20 protein-coding genes are annotated in these 23,452 nt (G+C 38.7%); 9 read left to right on the top strand and 11 right to left on the bottom strand.

Annotation, left to right across the window (positions count from 1 at the left end):
- Positions 1-7 precede the first annotated feature (7 nt).
- The 7 genes from murG to lpxC all read left to right on the top strand — a co-directional run bounded on the left by murG (position 8) and on the right by lpxC (position 7,843).
- Positions 8-1,057: an undecaprenyldiphospho-muramoylpentapeptide beta-N-acetylglucosaminyltransferase gene (gene murG, locus NYR30_RS07780; RefSeq protein ID WP_066111804.1), complete on the top strand. Its 1,050-nt coding sequence runs from the start codon at positions 8-10 to the stop codon at positions 1,055-1,057.
- Positions 1,058-1,066: 9 nt separating this feature from the next.
- Entirely contained in the window at positions 1,067-2,509 is a 1,443-nt protein-coding gene (gene murC, locus NYR30_RS07775) for a UDP-N-acetylmuramate--L-alanine ligase (protein WP_066110021.1), read from the top strand.
- Positions 2,510-3,442: a D-alanine--D-alanine ligase gene (locus tag NYR30_RS07770; protein WP_066111805.1), complete on the top strand. Its 933-nt coding sequence runs from the start codon at positions 2,510-2,512 to the stop codon at positions 3,440-3,442. It begins immediately after the preceding gene.
- Positions 3,439-4,287 carry a cell division protein FtsQ/DivIB gene (locus NYR30_RS07765; protein WP_066111806.1) on the top strand — a complete coding sequence of 283 codons (849 nt, stop codon included), beginning with the start codon at positions 3,439-3,441 and terminating at the stop codon, positions 4,285-4,287. Before NYR30_RS07770 ends, NYR30_RS07765 begins: the two co-directional genes overlap by 4 nt.
- A 5-nt stretch (positions 4,288-4,292) precedes the next feature.
- A complete protein-coding gene (gene ftsA / locus NYR30_RS07760) occupies positions 4,293-5,591 on the top strand; it encodes a cell division protein FtsA (protein ID WP_066110013.1) in 1,299 nt (432 codons plus the stop codon).
- 72 nt (positions 5,592-5,663) lie between these two features.
- Entirely contained in the window at positions 5,664-6,872 is a 1,209-nt protein-coding gene (gene ftsZ, locus NYR30_RS07755) for a cell division protein FtsZ (protein WP_066110010.1), read from the top strand.
- Positions 6,873-6,925: 53 nt separating this feature from the next.
- Entirely contained in the window at positions 6,926-7,843 is a 918-nt protein-coding gene (lpxC, locus tag NYR30_RS07750) for a UDP-3-O-acyl-N-acetylglucosamine deacetylase (RefSeq protein ID WP_066110007.1), read from the top strand.
- Positions 7,844-7,902: 59 nt separating this feature from the next.
- Here lpxC and NYR30_RS07745 read toward each other — a convergent pair whose 3' ends face one another.
- The 3 genes from NYR30_RS07745 to NYR30_RS07735 are packed head-to-tail and all read right to left on the bottom strand — an operon-like array spanning position 7,903 to position 12,741.
- Positions 7,903-9,240, bottom strand: coding sequence for a replication-associated recombination protein A (locus tag NYR30_RS07745; protein WP_302500404.1), 1,338 nt, complete (start codon positions 9,238-9,240; stop codon positions 7,903-7,905).
- Between the two features lie 7 nt (positions 9,241-9,247).
- A complete protein-coding gene (gene lolA / locus NYR30_RS07740; protein ID WP_302500403.1) occupies positions 9,248-9,862 on the bottom strand; it encodes an outer membrane lipoprotein periplasmic chaperone LolA in 615 nt (204 codons plus the stop codon).
- 11 nt (positions 9,863-9,873) lie between these two features.
- A complete protein-coding gene (locus tag NYR30_RS07735; RefSeq protein ID WP_302500402.1) occupies positions 9,874-12,741 on the bottom strand; it encodes a DNA translocase FtsK in 2,868 nt (955 codons plus the stop codon).
- 129 nt (positions 12,742-12,870) lie between these two features.
- Here NYR30_RS07735 and NYR30_RS07730 point away from each other — a divergent pair, with 129 nt between their 5' ends.
- Positions 12,871-13,227 (top strand): MmcQ/YjbR family DNA-binding protein, encoded by a 357-nt coding sequence (locus NYR30_RS07730; protein WP_302500401.1) that lies wholly within the window; start codon positions 12,871-12,873, stop codon positions 13,225-13,227.
- A gap of 76 nt (positions 13,228-13,303) precedes the next feature.
- Here the strand turns inward: NYR30_RS07730 and lrp are convergent, their stop codons facing one another.
- The 5 genes from lrp to miaB all read right to left on the bottom strand — a co-directional run bounded on the left by lrp (position 13,304) and on the right by miaB (position 18,697).
- The gene (lrp, locus tag NYR30_RS07725) at positions 13,304-13,786 is read right to left on the bottom strand and encodes a leucine-responsive transcriptional regulator Lrp (protein WP_066421303.1); all 483 of its coding nucleotides are present in this window, start codon (positions 13,784-13,786) and stop codon (positions 13,304-13,306) included.
- A gap of 96 nt (positions 13,787-13,882) precedes the next feature.
- Positions 13,883-14,866, bottom strand: a complete 984-nt coding sequence (gene secF, locus NYR30_RS07720; protein ID WP_066421300.1) for a protein translocase subunit SecF — start codon at positions 14,864-14,866, stop codon at positions 13,883-13,885.
- A gap of 17 nt (positions 14,867-14,883) precedes the next feature.
- Positions 14,884-16,728 (bottom strand): protein translocase subunit SecD, encoded by a 1,845-nt coding sequence (gene secD, locus NYR30_RS07715; protein ID WP_302500400.1) that lies wholly within the window; start codon positions 16,726-16,728, stop codon positions 14,884-14,886.
- A gap of 29 nt (positions 16,729-16,757) precedes the next feature.
- Complete coding sequence (gene yajC, locus NYR30_RS07710; protein ID WP_065235001.1) at positions 16,758-17,087, bottom strand: preprotein translocase subunit YajC; 330 nt, start codon at positions 17,085-17,087, stop codon at positions 16,758-16,760.
- A gap of 182 nt (positions 17,088-17,269) precedes the next feature.
- Positions 17,270-18,697 carry a tRNA (N6-isopentenyl adenosine(37)-C2)-methylthiotransferase MiaB gene (gene miaB / locus NYR30_RS07705; protein WP_302500399.1) on the bottom strand — a complete coding sequence of 476 codons (1,428 nt, stop codon included), beginning with the start codon at positions 18,695-18,697 and terminating at the stop codon, positions 17,270-17,272.
- A 200-nt stretch (positions 18,698-18,897) separates the two neighbouring features.
- Here miaB and NYR30_RS07700 point away from each other — a divergent pair, with 200 nt between their 5' ends.
- Entirely contained in the window at positions 18,898-20,079 is a 1,182-nt protein-coding gene (locus NYR30_RS07700) for an FAD-dependent monooxygenase (protein WP_066111037.1), read from the top strand.
- Here NYR30_RS07700 and NYR30_RS07695 read toward each other — a convergent pair.
- The 3 genes from NYR30_RS07695 to NYR30_RS07685 form a co-directional block, all read right to left on the bottom strand.
- On the bottom strand, positions 20,074-21,147 hold the full coding sequence (locus NYR30_RS07695; RefSeq protein WP_066111035.1) for a YcjF family protein: 1,074 nt from the start codon (positions 21,145-21,147) through the stop codon (positions 20,074-20,076). The two genes, NYR30_RS07700 and NYR30_RS07695, sit on opposite strands and share 6 nt — an antisense overlap.
- Positions 21,147-22,556: a YcjX family GTP-binding protein gene (locus NYR30_RS07690; protein WP_066111032.1), complete on the bottom strand. Its 1,410-nt coding sequence runs from the start codon at positions 22,554-22,556 to the stop codon at positions 21,147-21,149. Before NYR30_RS07690 ends, NYR30_RS07695 begins: the two co-directional genes overlap by 1 nt.
- A 196-nt stretch (positions 22,557-22,752) precedes the next feature.
- Positions 22,753-23,355 carry a YagU family protein gene (locus NYR30_RS07685; protein ID WP_066107472.1) on the bottom strand — a complete coding sequence of 201 codons (603 nt, stop codon included), beginning with the start codon at positions 23,353-23,355 and terminating at the stop codon, positions 22,753-22,755.
- Positions 23,356-23,452 lie beyond the last annotated feature (97 nt).

Below are 23,452 nucleotides of genomic sequence, written 5' to 3'. Positions count from 1 at the left end.
GTAATTTATGACAAAACGTTTATTAGTTATGGCTGGAGGAACTGGCGGCCATGTTTTTCCAGCGATTGCTGTTGCACGAGTCTTACAAGCACAAGGCTGGCAGATTGAATGGCTGGGTACCAAAGATCGTATGGAAGCCGACTTAGTGCCTAAACATGGTATTAAGATTCACTTTATTGAAATTTCAGGACTACGTGGTAAAGGCTTATTGGCTTTATTAAAAGCACCATTTAAAATTGTGAAAGCAATATCACAGGCGAAAAAAATTATCAAAGCCTATCAACCTGATGCGGTATTAGGTATGGGAGGGTATGTTTCTGGCCCTGGTGGTGTAGCAGCGAAATTGTGTGGCGTACCCGTTATTTTGCATGAGCAAAATGCGGTGGCGGGTTTAACCAATAAATTATTAGCGAAAATTGCTACTCGAGTATTACAAGCTTTTCCTAATGCTTTTCCAGATGCTGAAGTTGTCGGTAATCCAGTTAGAGCAGATATGTTTAGTTTGCCAACACCGCAACAACGTTTTAATAATCGAGAAGGCGCTTTACGGATTTTGGTGTTTGGTGGTAGCCAAGGTGCACGAGTGTTAAATTTATTGATGCCAAAAGTTGCAGAAAAATTAGGCAATAGCATTATTATTCGTCATCAGGTTGGGCAAGGTAATAGTCAGCAAATTCGCACGCTTTATGCACCTGATGCCCAAGTAGAAGTGAGCGATTTTATTGATGATATGGCGGCAGCCTATGCGTGGGCAGATGTAGTGATTTGCCGTTCTGGTGCATTGACTGTCTGTGAAATTGCCGCAGCAGGGGTACCAGCGATTTTTGTACCATTCCAACATAAAGATCGCCAACAGTATTTAAATGCAAGTTATTTAGCTGATGCCGGCGCAGCAGCGATTATTGAACAAGCTGAATTAACCGCAGAGAAAGTAGCGGCATATTTACAACAATGGGATCGCCAAACGTTATTGACAATGGCAGAAAAAGCCCAAACAAAAGCGGCACCAAAAGCGGCACAACAAGTCGCAGAAACAATTATTTCAGTTACAAAATAAGAGAATTACATGGACGATAAAATTAGAGAAAATTTTCAACATCAAGTGCGTATGGTGATCCCAGAGATGCGTCGCGTCAAACAGATTCATTTTGTTGGTATTGGCGGTGCTGGTATGGGTGGTATTGCAGAAGTGTTACTGAATGAAGGTTACCATATTACTGGATCGGATATTCAAGAGAATGCAGTGACATTGCGGTTGGCAAGTTTAGGCGCAAAAATCTTTTTACAACATGCAGCAACCAATATTTCAGGTGCGAGTGTAGTGGTGGTATCAAGCGCGATTAAACCTGATAATCCAGAAGTAGCAGCAGCGCGTGAAGCGCGTATTCCAGTTATTCAGCGTGCACAAATGTTGGCAGAAATTATGCGTTTCCGTCATGGCATTGCAGTGGCTGGTACACATGGTAAAACCACAACAACTGCGATGATTGCAATGATTTATGCACAAGCAAAATTGGATCCTACATTTGTTAATGGAGGATTGGTGAAGTCAGCAGGCACCAATGCTCATCTTGGTTTAAGCCGTTATTTAATTGCGGAAGCAGATGAAAGTGATGCCTCTTTCTTGCATTTACAACCAATGGTTTCGGTAGTGACTAATATTGAACCAGACCATATGGATACCTATCATGGCGATTTTGAAGAAATGAAACAAACCTATATTAATTTCTTACATAATTTGCCATTTTATGGATTAGCTGTATTGTGCGCTGATGATCCAGTGTTGCAAACTTTAACTGCTAAAGTTGGACGCCAAGTGATTACTTATGGCTTTAGTGAACATGCGGACTATCGTATTGAGAACTATAGCCAAACCGGCTTCCAAGGGCATTACACTGTGATTTGTCCAAATGGTGAAAAGATTGAAGTATTGTTAAATGTACCAGGACGTCATAACGCATTAAATGCAACTGCAGCTTTGGTGGTGGCAAAAGAAGAAGGTATTAGTAATGAAGCGATTTTGGCGGCGTTAGCTGATTTCCAAGGTGCTGGCAGACGTTTTGACCAATTAGGCTCTTTTATTCGTCCAAATGGTAAAGTGATGTTGATTGATGATTATGGTCATCACCCAACAGAAGTGAATGTTACCATTCAGGCAGCTCGTCAAGGTTGGGAAAATAAACGTATCGTGATGATTTTCCAACCGCATCGTTATAGCCGTACTCGCGATTTATTTGATGATTTTGTACAAGTGTTATCGCAAGTCGATGTCTTAATTATGTTAGATGTTTATCCGGCTGGTGAAGCGCCAATCACTGGAGCAGATAGCCGTTCTTTATGTCGTTCTATTCGTAATTTAGGTAAAATTGACCCAATTTTCCTTGCTGATCCTGCACAATTACCAGAGATTATGGATCAAGTCCTACAAGATGGTGATTTAATTTTGGCTCAAGGTGCTGGAAGCGTAAGTAAGTTATCTCGTCATCTTGTTGAGTTATGGAGCAAATAAATGGACATTCAACAACTAAAACAACAAAAGATCGCCGTATTATTAGGTGGTAACTCTGCAGAACGTGAAGTGTCATTAGTTTCTGGTGCTGCAGTATTAGAAGCCTTGCGTTCCGAAGGATTTAATGCACATCCGGTTGATCCACAAACTTTCCCAGTAGAAGAACTAAAAAAACAAGGGTTTGAGCGTGTCTTTAATATTTTGCATGGACGAGGCGGAGAAGATGGTTCTTTGCAAGGTTTACTAGAACAACTTGGTATTCCTTATACAGGTTGTGGGGTGATGGCATCAGCCTTAACTATGGACAAGATGCGTACTAAGTTGTTGTGGAAAGCAGTTGGTTTGCCAGTTGCCGACATGGAAATTGTGACTCGTGAAACTCGAGCTGCATTAAATGCACAAGCGATTGTTGATAAATTAGGTTTACCATTGATGGTAAAACCATCACTAGAAGGTTCAAGCGTTGGTTTAACTAAAGTAAAAAAAGTTGAAGAGTTAGCTGCAGCGGTTGATTTAGCGCTGACACACGATGACACTGTATTAATCGAAGAGTGGTTAGCAGGTGAAGAATTCTCAGTGCCAGTGTTAGATGGTGAAGTGTTACCTTCAATTTTAATTAAACCAGAAGGTGAGTTTTACGATTACGAAGCAAAATATATTTCGGATAAAACTCAATATTTCTGCCCATCAGGTTTAAGTGATGCAAGAGAAAATGAACTACGTCAGTTAGTGAAACAAGCTTATGATATTGTTGGCTGTCGTGGCTGGAGCCGTATTGATGTGATGACTGATGCCGAAGGACAATTTAGATTAGTTGAAGTGAATACTAATCCGGGTATGACTAGCCATAGTTTATTCCCAATGGCAGCTAAGGTTGTAGGTTATAGTTTTTCACAACTAGTGGTTAAAATTTTGGAGTTGAGTGCTGAATGAGAAACCGTACAAAATACGCCTCTCGCACCAATTATAGCCGCTCTTCTGTTTCCTATTACGGTAAAACAGAGAAGAGTGAACCTTTCATTAGTTTGAAAGGTTGGCTAAGACTGATTTTGTATATTGTGATCGCGGGAATAGCCTATTATGGCTATTCTCACCGTATGGAGTTTTTAGAAAAGCTCGATCCGTCACCAATTCATTCATTTAACTTAAAGGGAAATCCTTTATTTACCACAAATGATGATGTACGTGAGATGTTGAAAAAATATGCTGATAGTCATCAAGGGTTAAGAGGTTATTTTGGACAAGATGTTGAATCAATTGAGAAGATGTTCGAATCGCTCTCCTGGATTAAGTCAATCTCGATTCGCAAAATCTGGCCAGCACAATTAAATATTAGTGTGACAGAATATATTCCTGCTGCAAAATGGAATGATGTAAATTATTTAACTTCCGATGGTACGATTTTTAGTTTACCAAAAGGGAAGATTAATGATGATAATTTACCGCATTTATCAGGACCTGATTTTCAGGGCGTGACAGTCCTTAAAACTTGGTATGATTTAAGTAAAATTCTGCAAGGCAAAAATATAACGTTAAAATTTGTGACAATTGATGATAGAGGTTCGTGGAACGTAACCTTATCTAATGATATTATATTGAAATTAGGGCGCGGTGAGTGGAAAGATAAAATTGATCGCTTTTTGACGATTTATCCACAAATTGAAATCCCAGAGAATAAGAAAATTGCTTATATTGATTTGCGATATAATACTGGAGCGGCAGTAAGTTTTGCTGATGCCCCACAAAATACAGAAAACACACAAAATAAAAGTGAATAATAATTATGGCTAAAATTGATGAACCACAAATAATTGTCGGATTGGAAATAGGCACATCAAAAGTTATTGCAGTTGTTGGTGAATTATTACCTGATGGTGTAGTAAATGTCATTGGTGTGGGAAGTTGTCCATCAAAGGGAATTGATAAAGGAAGTATTACGGATTTAGAAGCTGTGGTGAACTCTATTCGACGAGCAATTGAAGCCGCAGAATCAGTCGCAGATTTAAAATTAATTGCACGCGTTACCTTAGCAATTACTGGCGAACATATCCAAAGCCTAAATGAGAGTGGTTTTGTTGCATTATCTGGTGAAGTCACACAATCAGATATTGATGATGCTATGCACATTGCGAGTTCTGTTAAAGTGGGCGATGGTTTAACTTTATTACACGCTATTCCGCAAGAATATTCTGTTGATCAACAAACCAATATTAAAAATCCATTAGGATTGCAGGGAGTTCGATTAACTGCACAAGCACATTTAATTGCGTGTCATCAAGATTGGCTAATCAATTTACGTAAAGCTGTTGAGCGCAGCGGCTTAAAAGTAGATGAAATTGTCTTTTCTGGATTAGCGTCAAGTTATTCAGTATTAAGTGAAGAAGAAAAAGAACTTGGTGTTTGTTTAATTGATATCGGCGCGGGCACTATGGATATTTTGGTGTTTACCGATGGTTCATTACGTTATAGCAAAGTGATTCCTTATGCAGGAAATCGTGTTACTGATGACGTGGCGCAAGGTATTTTTACTTCAAGAACAAATGCGGAAAACATTAAAGTGAATTACGGTAGTGCGGTGTTACTATCAAATCCAGAGAAACGTAATTCTGCGGAAAGAGTGATTGAAGTGCCGGGAATTGGCGGTCGTCCATCAAGAGTATTAACGAAAGAATCCTTATCAATTATTACTTCAGCGCGTTATAAAGAATTATTAACCTTGGTCGATAAAGAGTTGCACCAACTGAAAAGACAATTAAAAGAGAAAAATGTCTCTTCTGAATTGATTGCCGGTATCGTTTTGACTGGTGGTGGTTCATTGATTGATGGTATGTTAGAGTGCGCAACGGAAGTGTTTGGGCAACAAGTTCAAGTGAAAATTGGTACACCGCTCAATATCACAGGATTGACAGATTATGTGGATAAACCGCAATATGCAACGGTGTTAGGTTTATTACAATATACCTATCATCAATCTTCAGGTGTACAGCCACAAATCAAAGGAATGACAGGAGAATTATCAAAAACAAACAAAATTGGCAGTTTATTTAAAAAATTTTTAGATAAAGTGAAGTCTGAATTTTGATATTCTCGGTTTTTGGCATACAATAAACAGAATGTCATGATATTTTTAATGGTTATATAAGAGAGAGCAAATATGTTATTTGAGCCTATTGATGAAATAGTCCAAGATGCGGTTATCAAAGTCATCGGCGTTGGTGGCGGTGGTGGTAACGCATTAAACCACATGGTTCAGGACGAATTCAAAGGAGTTGAGTTCTTTTCAGTAAATACTGATGCACAAGCGCTACGTAAAAGTTTGGCTCAACAGACCATTCAAATTGGTGCTGAAATTACTAAAGGACTTGGTGCTGGTGCAAAACCGGAAGTTGGTCGTCAAGCAGCAGAAGAAGATCGTGAAGCATTACGTAATATGTTAGAAGGTGCGGATATGGTGTTTATTGCTGCTGGTATGGGTGGTGGTACCGGAACTGGTGCTGCGCCGATTATTGCCGAAGTAGCGAAAGAGTTAGGTATTCTCACTGTTGCTGTTGTGACTAAACCATTCAAATTCGAGGGTAAAAAGCGTATGCAATTTGCTGAAGCTGGTATCCAAGAATTGGCTAAATATGTGGACTCTCTAATTACTATTCCGAATGATAAATTATTAAAAGTATTAGGTAAAAATATCTCTTTCCTTGATGCTTTAGCAGCAGCGAATGATGTATTACGTAATGCAGTACGTGGTATTTCAGATATTATTACTTCACCGGGTTTAATCAATGTGGACTTTGCTGACGTGAAAACTGTAATGTCAGAAATGGGTTATGCGATGATGGGAACTGGTATTGCTTCTGGTGAAGTAGGTGATGGTCGTGCAGAAAAAGCGGCACAAGATGCGATTGCTAGTCCATTATTGGAAGATATTGATATTTCTGGTGCGAAAGGTGTATTAGTTAATATCACCACAAGTGGTTTCAATTTTGCAATGGGCGAATTTGAAGCGGTTGGTGAAACTATTCATGCGTTTGCTGCGGAAGATGCTACTGTGGTTATCGGTACCAGTGTGAATCCGGAATTACCGGAAAATGAATTACGTGTTACTATCGTTGCGACAGGAATTGGTGGTCGTAATGTCAGTGGTGAACCACGTATTGAAATTGTTGCAAATAACACACAAGCACAAGATAAAAACGCTTTCGGCGGTTATAAATTACCACCATTAGGTGACACAACTCGTGCTGAACAATTTAAATCAGAAAATTCAGCAGGAACTGCAACTAGTGGTAATGCAGTGAAGAAAACTGCATTAGATGAGGCAAAATTATTTGACTTGCCAACATTCTTGCGTGAAAACGCAAATTAATTTAACAATGAAAAGTTTCAATGAACTATAACTCATTGATAACTGGAGTAATTATGATTAAACAAAGAACGTTAAAACAAAGTGTGAAAGTCACAGGTATTGGACTACATAGTGGTAAGAAAGTAACCCTTACCTTACGTCCTGCACCAGTGAATACAGGGGTAATCTATTGTCGTACAGATTTACCAGAAGTCGTTTCATTCGCAGCTGATCCTCATTTGATCCGCGATACAACACTTTGTACTTGCATGATCAATGATGACGGTGTGCGTATTTCAACTGTTGAGCACCTAAATTCAGCATTAGCTGGACTTGGTATTGACAATATTATTATCGAAGTGGATGCACCGGAAATTCCAATTATGGATGGTAGTGCAAGTCCATTCGTTTATTTATTGTTAGATGCTGGCATTGAAGAACAAGAAGCAGCGAAGAAGTTTATCCGTATTAAGAAAAATATTCGTGTTGAAGATGGCGATAAATGGGCGGAATTTAAACCATATAATGGTTTTAAATTAGATTTCACCATTAATTTCAAACATCCTGCGATTAGCAATGATGTGGCACATTATCAATTAGATTTTTCAACCAAAGCCTTTATTCAGCAAATTAGCCGCGCAAGGACTTTCGGTTTTATGCGTGATATTGAATATCTACAATCTCATGGCCTTGCATTAGGTGGTAGTTTAGATAATGCGATCGTGTTAGACGATTACCGCATCTTGAATGAAGAAGGTTTACGTTTTAAAGATGAGCTCGTTCGTCATAAATTGCTTGATGCGATTGGTGATCTTTATATGGCAGGACACAATATTATCGGTGAATTTACTGCCTATAAATCAGGACATGATCTCAATAATAAATTAATTCGTGCAGTATTGGCTGATCAAGAAGCTTGGGAACTTGTTTCTTTCGACGAAAAAGAAAAAGCAACACAAGGTTACTTGGCGACCAATCAAGTGTTAATTTAATTCATTAATAAATTTCTCTTATAACCATAATAAAAAACGCACTTTCGAGTGCGTTTTTTCTATTTCTCTTTTTGTGTAGCAGCTAAATCCAATTGTGCTAACCAATCCAATTTCTGCTTAATTTTGATCTCCATTCCTCGTTCATTAGGGAAGTAAAGACGAGTACCTTTCAATGACTCTGGAAAATAGTTTTCTCCAGCAGCGTAAGCATTTGGCTCATCGTGAGCATAACGATAATTTTTACCAACGCCCAAGTTTTTCATTAATTGTGTTGGTGCATTACGCAAATGAATCGGCACATCAAAATCTGGATACTCTGTGGCGAGTTGTTTTGCCTGTTTAAATGCTAAATAAACTGCATTACTCTTTGGCGCAGCGGCGAGATAAACAATTGCTTGAGCAATTGCACGTTCGCCTTCTGCTGCACCCACTCTGGTATAACAATCCCACGCATTTAAAGCGACATCCATTGCTCTAGTATCAGCATTACCAATATCTTCTGAAGCAATGGCTAATAAGCGTCGTGCAACATACAAAGGATCACCGCCTGCGGTAATAATACGTGCATACCAATAGAGTGCAGCGTCTGGTGAAGATCCGCGTACCGATTTATGCAATGCAGAAATCAAATCATAATAACGATCGCCTTGTTTATCGAAACGAGCTTGGCGTTCACCTAAAATATCCACCATTAATTTTTGCGTTAATTGTTTGCCTTGTGGGGTATCATCAGCCATATCTACCATCATTTCTAGGCAATTTAAGGCTAAACGAGCATCACCATTCACATATTCAGCTAACGTTGTTAATAGCCCTTCTTCCAGTTGTAGTTTGCTATTGCCATATCCTTGTTTAGGATCAGAAATAGCTCGTTGTAATACCTCAACAATTTCTTCAACTGACAAGGATTTCAACAGATAAACACGAGCACGCGATAACAATGCACTATTTAATTCAAAGGAAGGATTTTCAGTGGTCGCACCAATAAAAATAATGGTGCCATCTTCAATGTAAGGTAAAAACGCATCTTGCTGCGATTTATTAAAACGATGTACTTCATCAACAAACAGTAATGTTTGCTGACTGGCAAATTGATTCTGTTTGGCGCGTTCAATTGCTTCACGAATATCTTTCACACCACTAGTAACAGCGGAAAGATATTCTACTTTGGCATTTAGACGATGAGCAATAATTTGCACCAGAGTAGTTTTACCGGTTCCGGGTGGTCCCCAAAAAATCATTGAGTGAGCGTGACCCGCTTCAATCGCTTTACGTAACGGTTTACCTTTGCCTAATAGATGTGTTTGCCCAAAATAGTTATCCAGCGTTGTAGGACGCATTCTAGCGGCTAAAGGGCGGAATTCATCATCAGCAAAATTAAGATCGAGATTATCCATAAATCCACTATTTCTTACGTTGATCGTCTAATTCAGCCCCTTTTGGTAAGGTGAATTTGAATAACGAGTTAGGTAATTCAGCAGTGTTGATATTACGTAGAATATATAAGTTCGCTTGCCCATCTGTCTCAATGGTACTGAAGCTGTTTAGTAAGCCATCAGCATTAATTTTGATAGTAAATTGCTTAATATTACTTTTGCCGTTGCGTGGCGTTAAAGTGAAAACATCATCTTTTTGTTGTACTTGATAATGCGCCCAATGGCTTTGATCATTACTGGTAAGTAATACAAAAGGCGTATTATTCACAGCTTCGCTTACCCAATTGGCGGTTGCTTGTTCGACAAAAGGATCATAGAACCATAATGTTTTACCATCAGAAATCATTTCACTTTCTTGCGGAGCAGTGATCTTCATCTTAAATAGGTTAGGATGTTTGATCTGCAATGTGCCTTCACCTTGTTGTATTATTTTTCCATTAGCATCAGAAACACGTTGCTGGAAACTACTGCTAAGCGAACTGATATGACTTAAACGTTGTTGTAATTCAGCTTTAGCATCAGCCATCGCATTGCTGGTAAAAAGCAAACCAACGCTCATCAATAACATCAGTAATTTTTTCATACATTCTCCTTTTAATAATTATTTCTTGGGGCGAGGATTTCACGTTTACTATTAGTTGGTGTAGAAAGAATCCCTTGTTGTTCCATCTGATCTAAAATTCTTGCTGCACGTGGGAAACCTAAACCTAAACGACGTTGTAGGAATGAAGCAGAAGTATTACCACTACTTAAGACAATATCCACCGCTTCATCAAATTTTTCATCTAAGTCACCGTTGCTATCATTGTTATTTGTATCGTCATTTTCCTCATTATTTTCTACAATTTCCGCTACATAATTTGGTTTGCCTCTAGCGCGCCAATCGCTAGCAACACGCACCACTTCATCATCGGTCATATACGCACCATGTACCCGAACTAGATCACCTTGTCCAGAATAGAGCATATCTCCTTTACCCAATAACGCTTCTGCACCAGATTGATCGAGAATTGTCCGTGAATCAATTTTACTAGCAACAGTAAAGGCAATCCGGCTTGGAATATTCGCTTTAATTAAACCAGTGATAACATCTACGGAAGGGCGTTGTGTAGCCAAAATCAAATGAATACCGATAGCACGAGCTTTTTGCGCTAGACGTGCAATTAACTCTTCAACTTGTTTACCAACGATCATCATCAAATCAGCAAATTCATCGACAACTACCACAATATACGGCAATTTTTCTAATGCTGGCGGCATTGCATCCATCGTATCGCCCGGACGCCAAATTGGATTTGGAATCGGTAATTGCATTGCTGTCGCTTGGTTAATTTTGCTATTAAAACCTTCAATATTACGTACATGCAATGCAGTTAATAACTGATAACGACGTTCCATTTCATCGACACACCAACGCAATGCGTTTGCTGCTTTATTCATATCAGTCACTACGTTAGTTAGAAGATGTGGGATATCGTTATACATTGAAAGTTCAACCTGTTTCGGATCGATCATAATAAATTTCACTTCATCAGGTTTAACCTTAAATAACAAACTCAAAATCATGGCATTAACACCGACCGATTTACCTGAACCAGTAGAACCAGCAACTAATAAATGTGGCATTTTGGCTAGATCAACAACGACAGTTTTACCGCTAATGTCTTTCCCTAATGCCATTGAGAGCGGTGATTTTGCTTGACGGAATTCATTACTGCTTAATACCTCACGCAATAACACACTATGACGACGATCGTTTGGCGTTTCAATACCAATATAAGGTTTACCCGGAATGACTTCCGCAATACGAATAGAACGGAACATCAAAGCACGAGCTAAGTCGGTGTCAATGCTGGTCACTTTGGAGGCTTTTGTTCCTGGCTGTAATTCAATTTCATAACGAGTCACAACAGGGCCAATAGTAACATTACGCACTGTCGCTTTAACGCCAAAATTGCGTAGCTGCTGTTCGATGCGACGTGAAGTTTCTTGAATTTCCGCTTCGGTAATATCAGTGGTCATTGGCTTGCCTTCATTTAATAAATCAAGGCTAGGCAATGGCGTAGTCGGTTTTACGACAGCAATAGGATCAGGTTGTAACAGCGGATGTACCAATGTATTCGGATAAGGTTTATAGTTTGGTGTTGTATTTTGATCTGAATGATCTTCTTCTGCTGGTTTTGTTAATAATGTATCTAAAGTACTTTCCTGATTTAACGCTTTAGCACGGCTCACCATTTCTTGTTCTTTTTGTTGCTGCATTGCTAAAAATTCTTGGCGCAAGCGATCGAAATCTTCATGCTCTTCTTCGTCATCATCCGCATTTTGTACAACAGAACTATTGGTTGCCGTTGGTTTTAAATTTACGCTTGGCATTACAGCGGCTAATGATTGCTGCCAAGTATCTGGTTGACTAAGTACAGTAGTTTCTTCGGCAACAGTTGTAACGTTACTGTTAGTTGATAAAGATACTGTTGGTAACTCAGTGATCTCATTGGTATCAAATACAGGGAACTCAAATTTATCTTCTGCTTTTTCTGTATTGTCGTTCAATGTTGTATCGTTATTATTGCTAATTGATGGAGTTAATTCAGTAGTATCAGTTGTCAAATGACCATCAATGGTGGTGTTTTGTTCGGCTGTTGCAGGCATTAAACCAAAGATTGTTGGATTAACAAATTGATCTTGTTGTATATGTGAGAAAGTATTGCTGTTTTGTTCCGCTTGTTCTTGCTCTTTATGTAAATGTTTTGGTAATGGCAATTCAATTTGCTCATAATCTGCCAACGATTTTTCGGTTGCTTCAGATTTATCCTCTTCTGTTGTTTTCGGTTCGTCATTCGCCATTAACCAATGGTAAAAACGTGGGAAAACTTTGATAAAAGAAGTGCCAGCAGACAAAATAAAACCGCTAACCATAGCAACCAACGCAATTAATGATAACAACCAAATGCCGATTAAAGGCAATGTGTAATGGGTAATCATGGCACCAATTACGCCGCCAGCGAGGTGATAAGGACTATTAGGTAAATACAGTGAAGCAAAAGTCGTCAGGCTACTTAAAAACAGTAAAAATCCAAAGGTATGCACTAAAAACGTACCGCATTTAAATTCGGTAATGGGGTGATAACGTAATAGATAGAGTGGAATTAAAAATACCAAAAAAGGAATTAAATTGCCCACTGAACCAAATAATGCAAACAGAATATCAATTAACCAAGCGCCAACAACACCCGCTTTATTCATTACCACAGTTTGGTTACTGGCGATGGTCCAAGCGTTATCCGCCGGATGATAAGAGGTCCAAGCGACCAATAAATACAGACCAAAACAAGCTAACAGGAATAACCCTAAATTAAATAAATAGAGGTTTGAACTAAGGTACTCTTTCTTTATTTCAACTTGTTTGAATTGCGATAAATTGAGGTTATTGAGTTTGATATTCTTAATTTTATTAATCATTGTTTTTGTGTATTTTTCTGCAATTTTTAGACACCAATTTGAGCTGCTATGATAGCAACTCAAGCTGGGTTAGACAAATGGCGTGTAAAGGAATACATTAGGTATATTGAATTTATTTAGGTTATAAATATGGTTAAATCTCAAATACTCTTTGACTATCTGCAAGATCGCTATCAAACCAAACCAGAAACCCTTTTTGCTAAACACCCTGATTATGCCGTTTTTCGCCATTATCGTAGTCGTAAATGGTTTGCGTTGTTTATGCCAGTTTCGGCAAAAAAATTAGGGTTGGCAAGTGATGAAGTGTTAAATATTTTGAACCTAAAGTTAGAGCCGCAGTTTATTGACGTGCTTAGGCAGCAAAAAGGTTATTATCCCGCTTATCATATGAATAAAGAGCATTGGATTAGTATTGATTTGGCAATGATTGAACAGTTAGATGAGTTAGTGCCATTAATTGAAGATAGTCATAGATTGACTAAATAAAAAATATTGTCTTATCCTCTGCCCATCAATCAATAAGTTCTAGTGTTGAACTTTTGTGGGCAGAGTAAAAGAAAATTTATTTTAATAACAAATAATTGGTTTGTTTCACTTCTTCCATTACTACATAAGTGCGGGTATCATTTACCCCAGGTAAACGTAATAATGTAGTGCCGAGCAATTTACGGTAGGCAGCCATATCGGCAACACGGGTTTTTAATAAGTAATCAAAATCCCCTGAAACTAGATGACACTCTTGGATTTCATCTAAGTCTTGTACCGCACGGTTAAATTCTTCAAATACGTCTGGTTTACCACGCACTAATGTAATTTCAACAATGACTAAGAGTGGAGAATCTAATAATTCAGGATTAAGTAAGGCACGATAGCCCATAATAATACCTTGCTTTTCTAAGCGTTTTACCCGTTCTAAACAAGGTGTTGGGGATAGACCAACGCGTTTTGATAATTCGATATTAGAAATTTTGCCGTTGTGTTGTAGTTCATTCAGAATTTTGAGATCAATTGCATCGAGTGATTTCATCATCTTTTTTTGAGGCATATTTGTATTCCTTTGAGGAGAAAAATTGTAGCTATTATATAAAAGTATCAGTAAAAATGATATCAGCCGTACATTGTAGTACGGCTGATAATTTTTTTATGGTAATAATGCTTCTTGATCTGCGCCTTCTTTGTCCACTTTTGGCGGTAACATATGTTCCCGTTTTAGACCAAAATTGAAGGCAAGGGCAATCGCGATATAAATGGATGAATAAGTACCAAACCCAATCCCAATTAATAACGCTAATGAGAAACTGTGGATAGTTGGACCACCGAATAGCAATAACGCTACTACCACGATCAAAGTGGTGATAGAAGTCATCAAGGTTCTTGATAAAGTTTGGCTTAATGAAATATTAATAATTTCAATGGTTGAAGCACGACGAATTTTGCGGAAGTTTTCACGTACGCGGTCGAATACCACGATACTATCGTTTAATGAGTAACCGATAACCGACAATATTGCCGCAACGAAAGTTAAATCGATTTCTACTTGCAGCATAGAGAATACGCCTAAGGTAACGATAACATCGTGTGCAAGCGCAAGAATCCCACCAAGCGCCAAACGCCATTCAAAACGAAAACCGACATAAACCAATAACATCGCTAAAGTGAGTAAAGTTGCATAAATCGCAGAGGTGGTAAGTTCTTCACCAACGTTTGGTCCTACGAATTCAATACTGCGAATATTTACGTTTTTATCAATATTATCGCTGAGGATTGTTTTGATATGATTCCCTAAGTTCGGATCATTAAATGATGCTGGTACGCGAACCATTACATCACGAACGCCGCCAGAAGCTTGTACTACAGCACTTTCTAAACCATTTTCCGCCAATACTTGACGTAGCTTAGGTAGATCGGCTGGTTGTGAGAAAGTGGTATCAATAACGGTACCACCGGTAAAATCAAGCCCCCAGTTAAAGCCTTTGGTCACAATAAAAAACAATGAAATTAAAACTACCAACAATGAAAAGCCATATCCAATTAAGCGGTAACGCATAAAATGAATTAGCTTATAAGGTAGCTTGATATCATTCAGAGTTTCTACTTGATTATCTACATTTGTTGCATTTTTCATTCTAATTGATTCCATCTCTAAATCGATAATTTACTGATTCGTTTACCACCGTAGAGGAAGTTTACAATGGCACGTGTACCAGTAATTGCGGTAAACATCGAAATGGCAACACCAAGAGATAAAGTGATGGCGAAACCTTTTACCGGACCTGAACCTGCTGCATATAAAATAACCGCGGTGAGAATAGTGGTTAAGTTTGCATCGAAAATACTTGAGAATGCACCGCTATATCCTTCATTAATCGCTTGTTGCACGCTGCGACCATTACGCAGTTCTTCTTTGATCCGCTCGAATATCAGTACGTTGGCATCGACGGACATCCCAACCGATAATACGATACCGGCGATCCCTGGCATCGATAAGGTTGTTCCCGGAATCAATGACATTACCCCGACAAGGATCACAATATTGGCAATTAAGGCAACATTTGCGATTAAACCGAATTTACGGTAGTAAACCAACATAAAGAGTACAACAATCGCAAGACCCCAAACGCTCGCTTTTAACCCTTGTTCGATATTTTGTGCACCTAATGAAGGCCCAATAGTACGTTCTTCAACAATTTGAATTGGCGCGATTAATGCACCTGAACGTAACAATACAGAAAGATTTTGCGCTTCAGCAGGTGAGTCGATCCCAGTAATGCGGAAAGTATTACCAAGGCGTGATTGAATAGTTGCGACGTTAATCACTTCTTCGTGTTTGGTTAAAATCGCTTTACCGTTAGCGTCTTTTTCACCACTGTCTTTATATTCACTATAAACAGTAGCCATTGGTTTACCGATAGCAGTTTTTGTCGCTTCCGACATAATGTTACCGCCTTCACTATCCAATGAGATATTAACTTGCGGGCGACCATATTCATCATTACCAGAGTTGGCATCGGTAATATGTTCACCACCTAGAATAGTCTTACGATACACTACCACCGGTCTGCCGTTGCGATCGTGTTGTAATTCGGAATCTGATGGCACCATACCATTTTCAGCCGCAGCCACATTAGCAGTTTGGTTAACCATACGGAATTCTAACGTTGCGGTAGCGCCTAAGATCTCTTTCGCACGCGCGGTATCTTGTACCCCTGGTAATTCAACCACAATACGTTCTGCACCTTGTTGTTGTACTACTGGTTCTGCAACACCTAATTCATTAACCCGTTTACGTAAAATAGTGATGTTTTGTTCAACTGCACTGGTTCTTAAACGAGAAAGTTCGGTTTCAGATAGGGTAAGAGTAACGTTTTGCCCATTGCTAATAATATCCCAGTTCGCATGTTTACGTTTTAAAACACGCACTACTTCGTCAGGTGAGATATTGTCGGCAAGTGTGATAACTGTTGAATAATTGTCGCCGGATTGGATCGCTTTATAAACGAATTTTTCTTTACGTAATTCTGTGCGGAGGCTGTCTTGTAATTGTTCTTGTTGTTTAACTAACACTGATTTGAGATCAACTTCCATTAAGAAGCGTACCCCACCGCGTAAGTCTAAGCCAAGTTTCATTGGGCCAGCACCAATATCGGTTAACCAAGTTGGTGTTGCTGGGGCGAGGTTAAGGGCAACAGAGTAGTTATTGCCTAATTTTTCTAAAATCTTATCTTTTGCCAGAAGTTGTTCGTCCGTGCTACTAAATTTAGCCAAAATAGAACCGTTTTCTAACGCAATAGATTTAAGTGATAACTTATTTTGTTCTATTACTTGACGAACTTCTGTTAGGGTTTGTTCGGTGGCGACTTGTCCACGCGTACCAGAAATTTGGACTGCAGGATCTTCACCATAAAGATTTGGAAGGGCATATAAAATGCCGATGGCGACCACGAAGATCACCATCAGATTCTTCCATAAAGGATAACGATTTAACACAATTTAATGCCTTTATGAAAATGAAAAAATTAAAGTGATTTAATAGAACCTTTTGGTAATACAGCAACGATAAAATCTTTTTTGATAGTCACTTCGTTAGTATCGTTAAGTGCAATCACAACATAATCGCTTTCTGCTGAAACTTTAGTGATTTTTCCTAATAAACCACCGCTAGTTAAGACTTCTTCGCCTTTTGCTAATGAAGCCATTAAATCACGATGTTGTTTATTACGTTTAGATTGTGGGCGGAAAATCATAAAGTAGAAAATTAAACCGAAAATGACCAATAAAAAGATCATTTGCATACCACCACCTTGTGGTGCGGCATCTGCTGCATATGCTGTAGAAATAAGACCCATTTTGTTTTCCTTATCATTAATGAAGTAAAAATTTAACTCACTTTGCGTAAGCGCAGTAAAGCGAACGGTAAAAATAGCACAAAAACACGATCTTGTGAAAATGTTCTTGGTAGTTAATTGGTGAAATGTACTTTTTTTCAGCAATTATTTTCCCTACTCAATTTGAGTAGGGAAAAGAGAGTTTAATTCGCTTGGTAATGCCCAACGCCAAGTTCGTCTTCTTTACGAGTACGTTGCATTACTGCTTGCGGCGATTGTTGAACACGTAAGCCCATTTCATCTTCGGTACGAATAACTTCACCGCGTAAAGAGTTGGTATAAACATCGGTAATTTTTACATCAACAAATTTACCAATCATCTCTGGTGAACCAACAAAGTTCACGATACGGTTGTTTTCAGTGCGTCCGGTGAGCTCCATAATATCTTTCTTCGATGGACCTTCCACCAAAATGCGTTGTTCAGTACCTAACATACGGCGGCTAAATTGTGCAGCTTGTTGATTAATCCGTTCTTGTAACAGATATAGACGTTGTTTTTTCTCTTCTTCTGTAACGTCATCTGGCATATCAGCTGCCGGCGTACCCGGACGTGGCGAATAGATAAAGCTAAAGCTCATATCAAAATTGACTTGTGCAATTAAATTCATTGTTTGTTCAAAATCTTCTGCAGTTTCACCCGGGAAACCAACAATAAAGTCAGAACTGATTTGAATATTTGGGCGAGCTTCGCGTAATTTACGAATGATCGCTTTATATTCTAATGCAGTGTGGTTACGTTTCATCATTGTTAAAACACGATCTGAACCGCTTTGTACCGGTAAGTGCAAGAAGCTCACAAGTTCAGGTGTATCACGATAAACATCAATAATATCGTCGGTAAATTCGATAGGGTGTGAAGTAGTGAAACGTAAACGATCGATACCGTCGATAGCCGCGACTAAACGTAATAACTCTGCAAAAGAACAGATACCGCCGTCGTGAGTTGGGCCACGATAAGCATTGACGTTTTGCCCTAATAAATTCACTTCACGTACGCCTTGTTCCGCTAGTTGAGCAATTTCAAATAACACATCATCTACTGGGCGGCTAACTTCTTCTCCGCGAGTATAAGGTACAACGCAGAAAGAACAATATTTGTTACAACCTTCCATAATGGAAACAAAAGCAGTTGGGCCTTCAGCACGAGGTTCTGGTAAGCGGTCAAATTTCTCAATTTCTGGGAAACTGACATCCACAACAGAGCTTTTACCACCACGAATTTGATTCACCATTTCAGGTAAACGGTGCAAGGTTTGCGGCCCAAAAATAATGTCAACATAAGGTGCACGATCGCGAATATGTTCACCTTCTTGTGATGCAACACAACCGCCGACACCAATAATTAAATCTGGATTTTGTTTTTTTAAATCTTTCCAACGTCCTAATTGATGGAATACTTTTTCTTGTGCTTTTTCCCGAATAGAACAAGTATTTAATAATAGAATATCTGCTTCTTCAGCATTTTCAGTAAGTTCTAAACCATGTGTACTATTTAAAAGGTCTGCCATTTTTGCTGAGTCGTACTCATTCATTTGGCAACCCCAAGTTTTAATATGTAATTTTTGCGTCATTGTGGTTATCGAAAGTTAAATGATTGAAATAATGAAAATTATGCTATTGAACATAGCGGTATTGTGAAAATCGGACGCTATTCTACCGATTTATCTGCATAATCTCTAGCACTTCATTGAGGTATATTGATGATTTTGTTTTAGGCAGTATCCTCTTTTGGAGTAGAATAGATGCCGAGTCATTAAATTAGGGTAAACAGATGGACGCACAATATAAAAATTATGATTTTATTATCGTTGGCGGGGGAATGGTCGGTGCGGCTTGTGCCGCAGGATTGGCTAAATTAGGGTTAAATATTTTTGTGATTGAACGATCGCCATTACCTCATTTTTGCACAGAACAAGATTATGATTTACGAATTTCGGCGATTAGCTTAGGTTCGGTGCGTTTATTAGAGAAATTAGGGGCGTGGAACTATATTAAAGCACGTCGAGTTTGTCCTTATCGTCAATTAAGTACGTGGGAAATTGAGGGTTTTTCTACTACATTTTCTGCAGAAGAATTACAGTTGCCAGAGCTTGGTTATATGGTGGAAAACCAATTAATTCAGGAAGGATTATGGCAGCAATTTCAGACATTACCGAATGTGGATTACTGCGTTGATACGCAAATTAAACAAGCGGAACGAGTACAACAACAGTGGTATTTAACTTTAACTACTGGAGAATGTATTTGTAGTGCACGCGTGATTGCTGCAGATGGCGCTAATTCACAATGGCGAGAATTAGCGGGAATTGGCGTAATAGGCTGGCGTTATCAGCAAGATTGTTTATTAATTTTGGTAGAAACTGAAGCTGAACAGCAAAAGATGACTTGGCAGCAATTTTATCCAACAGGGCCGCGTGCATTATTACCATTGCAAGGAAAACAGGCTTGTTTGGTTTGGTATGATACACCAGCCAAAATCGCGCAATTACAGCAGCTTTCAATGGAAAAATTAACGCAAGCTATTACAGCCGCTTTTCCAAAACGTTTGGGAGCAGTAACAGCAATAAAATGTGGTGGTTTTGCCTTAACACGTCGTCATGCACAGCAATATTATAAAAATGGTGTGATTTTGATTGGTGATGCTGCGCATAGTATTCATCCATTGGCAGGACAAGGCGTTAATTTAGGGTTTAAAGATGTGAAATGCTTGTTGGATAATGTGGCGGCAGCCTTGCAAAAAGATCAAACCTTAAGCCAAGATGACTTTCTCAAACGTTATCAGCAGCAACGTTATTACGATAATTTATTGATGCAATCAACAATGGATATTTTTTATAAAACTTTCCGTTCACCATTATTGCCAATTAAGGTAGCGCGTAATATGGCTTTATTAGCAGCAGAGCGTGCCGGTATGGTGAAGCGGAAAGCGTTGAAATATGCGTTGGGGTTATAGATCAGTGGTCTGCTTATTTTTATTAAACAGATTATCCTTAATAACCGTTTTCACCTCTGTTAATAACAGTTTATGAATGGTGTGTAATTTTGGTCGCTCTTGTGCAGTGAAAGGCACAGGGCGACAAAGTTCCATTGTTTTAATCCCAAGTCTAGCGGTCAATAAACCTACACCGACACCTTGTGCAGCACGAGCAGATAATTTTGCAGTTAAATCTTGTGAGAACCAATCCATACCAATTTCACGCACTACATCGGTAGCACCGGCAAAAGCTATATTAAATAGCACCATCTTGATCAGACGAATACGGCTAAAATAGCCTAATTTTACACCATATAATTTGGCTAATTTATTAATCAAACGGAGATGACGCCAGGCAACAAAACACATATCTACCAAGGCTAACGGACTAATGGCGACAATGAGTGCAGATTCAATAGATTGTTTATTAATCATTTTTTGCGCTTGTAGATCAATAGGATGTAAAAATTCCTCGCTAAACAAACGTAGTAATTCTTGTGGTGTATAACCTTGATCAGCAAATTGCTGCCAGCGTTGATATTTAGCATCTTGCGTAGAAATTTGCATATATTGGCTTAATTGTTGCGTAATTTTCGCTCCTTCATTCGCAGAAACCATTGTTGTGGTAGCGGCAGCTTGCGTTTGTACATTTTTATTTTGTTGCTGCAATAAAGCTAATTTTTTTAGTTGGCGTAGATGACGAAATTCATTGATGATAGCGCTAAAACCTAAGGTGACAATGCTGCTAAAAACTAAAGCAAAGGCGAAATCAATCCATTGATGTTGCTGCCAAGCGTCGATTAGCCATTGAATGGCTTGGGCGATGACGGCGACAGAAAAGAGTAGTCCGGTACCTAGTAAACCTTTTTGCCACCAAGAAAGAGGGCGTTGTAGCGCATATTGTAAATCGTTTTCCGGTTGGCTATTTTCTTGATACGCTTCTTCATCAATCGCTATTTGGGCAGAATGAAATTCACGTTTAGCTTGATGAGCTTCTTCGCGCGTATTGGATTCTGTGCTTGCTTGAAACAATTTTTTCTCTTGCATTATCTTAATTTATCTCCTAACAAATATTCTAATACTGCATCTAAACGTAAATGTGGCAAGACTTCGCCGCTGACGGCTTGTTGCGGTTCAAATTGATCAAATTCAAAGGTGGAGTTATGCCAGAAATCAGCGGTAGGTAAACGCGTTGGCACACTACCGGGAAACAAGGTAATTAGTTTTTGATCGCGGCTTCTGACGCCTTGAATTGCTTTAAATTTTTCCCCTTTTTCTTCAACAATAACCTGTTGTGTGGCACGAATAGCCGCTAAAGCAGTGAAATCTACTTCAATATGAGAAAACTGCAAATGTTCACCGTCGGCTTGTACTAATTGACGTAACAAACTGATCAAATTTGGAATTTGTTCAGTAGTAATATGATCGGCTTTAGTAGCAGCAAAGAGCAACTTATCAATTTTTGGCGCAAATAGGCGATTGAAAAAATTTCTTTGTCCATAATGAAAACTTTGGAACAGCGCGCGTAATGCCATTTGCATATCGACAAAAGCTTGACGGCTATGATTTAGCGCAGTTAAACAGTCGGCTAAAATAATTTGTCGATCAAAACGAGAGAAATGTTGCTGATAAAACCCTTTTACGATTTGATTACGATAAAAATCATAACGTTGTTGTAATACATAAAAATAACTTTTCTTATCGGCTGATTTACTCAGTTGTTGCCATTGTTCAGAAGTTAAGTGAATTAATGGGAAAAATTGCAAAGCAATCGAACCTTCTGCCTCACCGGGTAAGATAAAACGACCCGGTTGGATAAAATAGAAACCCTGTGCTTTGCATTGGTGTAAATAATCAGTGTAATTTTTCGCTAATTGTGCCAACACGTGTTCATCAGCCGGCGCAGTAAGATCCAATTTTTGTAGTTGTTGCAGCCAATGTTCCGCTAATTGCTTACGTTCACCTTGTTGCAGTTGTTGCATCGCCAGCGACCATTGCTGGAAATTTTGCGATAACAATGGTAAATCCAAAAGCCATTCGCCAGGATAATCAAAAATATCTAAATACAATACGCCTTGTGATTTGAAATGTCGTAACAAACTTTGTTTGTGCTGATAATGAATTTCTAAACGTGTTTCACTTAAACCGCGGGTTGATTGCGGCCAACGCGGTGGCGATTGTTCTAGCGAGAGCAGATTTTCTTCATATTCAAAACGTGGCAAAGTCCAATTTTTTTGTGTTAAACGTTTTACGCCGACAATTTGCTGATTACGTGCGGCACTAAATAAAGGAAGTTGCGGATTATCAGTAGTATTTAACGAGAGTAGTTGATTAATTAAACCTGTAATAAAGGTGGTTTTCCCACTTTGACTTAGCCCAGTTACTGCTAAACGTAAGGTTTGGTCTAAACTATGTTCAATCAGATTATCAAGTTCATTTTGTAACGTTCTTAGCATATTTGTCGCCTAAAAAATGATTTTTTATAGTGTAGCTTATTTGTACAAAAGAGAAAAACAGGCGATGTAATATGGGTTTAAATTTAGTCAGATCAAGGAGTTAATCAGAAGCTAAATAGAAAAATACGCTTTAATCGGCGATCAAAGCGTATTTTAATTAGTGTATGAATGTTATTGATAAAAGGAATTTACGTAATTAACGTGCTTGGCTAAGAGCCACTTCTGCGTCTGGTTCGTGAGTAATACGGTTACGTAAATCACGACGAACTAATTCAATTGTCCAGAACCAGAAGATATGACCAACAAACTCTGAAACGTGTTCATAGAATGGCCATTCTGCAACAGGTGGTGTTAAACCTAAAAGTGGGAATGAGATATAGTGAACACAGATATCACAAATAATCCCTGCAAGTACACCTTGCCATAATTTCACTTTAGGGAAGCGTTCTGCAACGATACAGTAAGCAATAGCGAACACTAAAGAGAAAATAATGTGAGTAACACCAATCCAGTTAAATGCTTGATCTGCAAAAGTAAATGCAGGTGCAGTAGGATCGATACCTAAATAATCTCTTAAAAATACGTGTGGTGGATTTAAGAAAGCACGTGAGCAAACCTCTAATGCTTGTGATGGATCTTTACAAGCTGCAGTAAAAAGATCTAATGGGCTGCGCGGTGGGAAAGGATGTTCAGCACCCCATTTTACGAAAGCAGAAAGTAAGCCAGCAAAGATCCCAACAAAAGCAGCCACGCCATAACGACGACGGCTTGGATCAGTTTGTTCAAATAAATTAATCATAAATGTGTCCTAAAATTATTAATCATAAAAAAGTCAATATTCTTTATTATCATTGCCACAAATGATAACAGTGGCGCTGATCTTAGTTTAATAATTA

The organism is Gallibacterium salpingitidis (assembly GCF_030517105.1).
Classification (GTDB): domain Bacteria; phylum Pseudomonadota; class Gammaproteobacteria; order Enterobacterales; family Pasteurellaceae; genus Gallibacterium; species Gallibacterium salpingitidis.
Note: the sequence above shows the minus strand (reverse complement) of the source record. Positions and strands in the feature narration are given on the sequence as shown.

Excerpts from the sequence above, each read along its gene's own strand:
- ftsA (WP_066110013.1), top strand. The coding sequence starts at position 4,293 with ATGGCTAAAATTGATGAACCACAAATAATTGTCGGATTGGAAATAGGC.
- NYR30_RS07730 (WP_302500401.1), top strand. The coding sequence starts at position 12,871 with ATGGTTAAATCTCAAATACTCTTTGACTATCTGCAAGATCGCTATCAA.
- NYR30_RS07735 (WP_302500402.1), bottom strand. The coding sequence starts at position 12,741 with ATGATTAATAAAATTAAGAATATCAAACTCAATAACCTCAATTTATCG.
- lrp (WP_066421303.1), bottom strand. The coding sequence starts at position 13,786 with ATGCCTCAAAAAAAGATGATGAAATCACTCGATGCAATTGATCTCAAA.
- NYR30_RS07770 (WP_066111805.1), top strand. The coding sequence starts at position 2,510 with ATGGACATTCAACAACTAAAACAACAAAAGATCGCCGTATTATTAGGT.
- murG (WP_066111804.1), top strand. The coding sequence starts at position 8 with ATGACAAAACGTTTATTAGTTATGGCTGGAGGAACTGGCGGCCATGTT.
- NYR30_RS07685 (WP_066107472.1), bottom strand. The coding sequence starts at position 23,355 with ATGATTAATTTATTTGAACAAACTGATCCAAGCCGTCGTCGTTATGGC.
- lolA (WP_302500403.1), bottom strand. The coding sequence starts at position 9,862 with ATGAAAAAATTACTGATGTTATTGATGAGCGTTGGTTTGCTTTTTACC.
- NYR30_RS07695 (WP_066111035.1), bottom strand. The coding sequence starts at position 21,147 with ATGCAAGAGAAAAAATTGTTTCAAGCAAGCACAGAATCCAATACGCGC.
- NYR30_RS07690 (WP_066111032.1), bottom strand. The coding sequence starts at position 22,556 with ATGCTAAGAACGTTACAAAATGAACTTGATAATCTGATTGAACATAGT.
- secF (WP_066421300.1), bottom strand. The coding sequence starts at position 14,866 with ATGAAAAATGCAACAAATGTAGATAATCAAGTAGAAACTCTGAATGAT.
- ftsZ (WP_066110010.1), top strand. The coding sequence starts at position 5,664 with ATGTTATTTGAGCCTATTGATGAAATAGTCCAAGATGCGGTTATCAAA.
- NYR30_RS07700 (WP_066111037.1), top strand. The coding sequence starts at position 18,898 with ATGGACGCACAATATAAAAATTATGATTTTATTATCGTTGGCGGGGGA.
- NYR30_RS07765 (WP_066111806.1), top strand. The coding sequence starts at position 3,439 with ATGAGAAACCGTACAAAATACGCCTCTCGCACCAATTATAGCCGCTCT.
- miaB (WP_302500399.1), bottom strand. The coding sequence starts at position 18,697 with ATGACGCAAAAATTACATATTAAAACTTGGGGTTGCCAAATGAATGAG.
- lpxC (WP_066110007.1), top strand. The coding sequence starts at position 6,926 with ATGATTAAACAAAGAACGTTAAAACAAAGTGTGAAAGTCACAGGTATT.
- NYR30_RS07745 (WP_302500404.1), bottom strand. The coding sequence starts at position 9,240 with ATGGATAATCTCGATCTTAATTTTGCTGATGATGAATTCCGCCCTTTA.
- murC (WP_066110021.1), top strand. The coding sequence starts at position 1,067 with ATGGACGATAAAATTAGAGAAAATTTTCAACATCAAGTGCGTATGGTG.
- yajC (WP_065235001.1), bottom strand. The coding sequence starts at position 17,087 with ATGGGTCTTATTTCTACAGCATATGCAGCAGATGCCGCACCACAAGGT.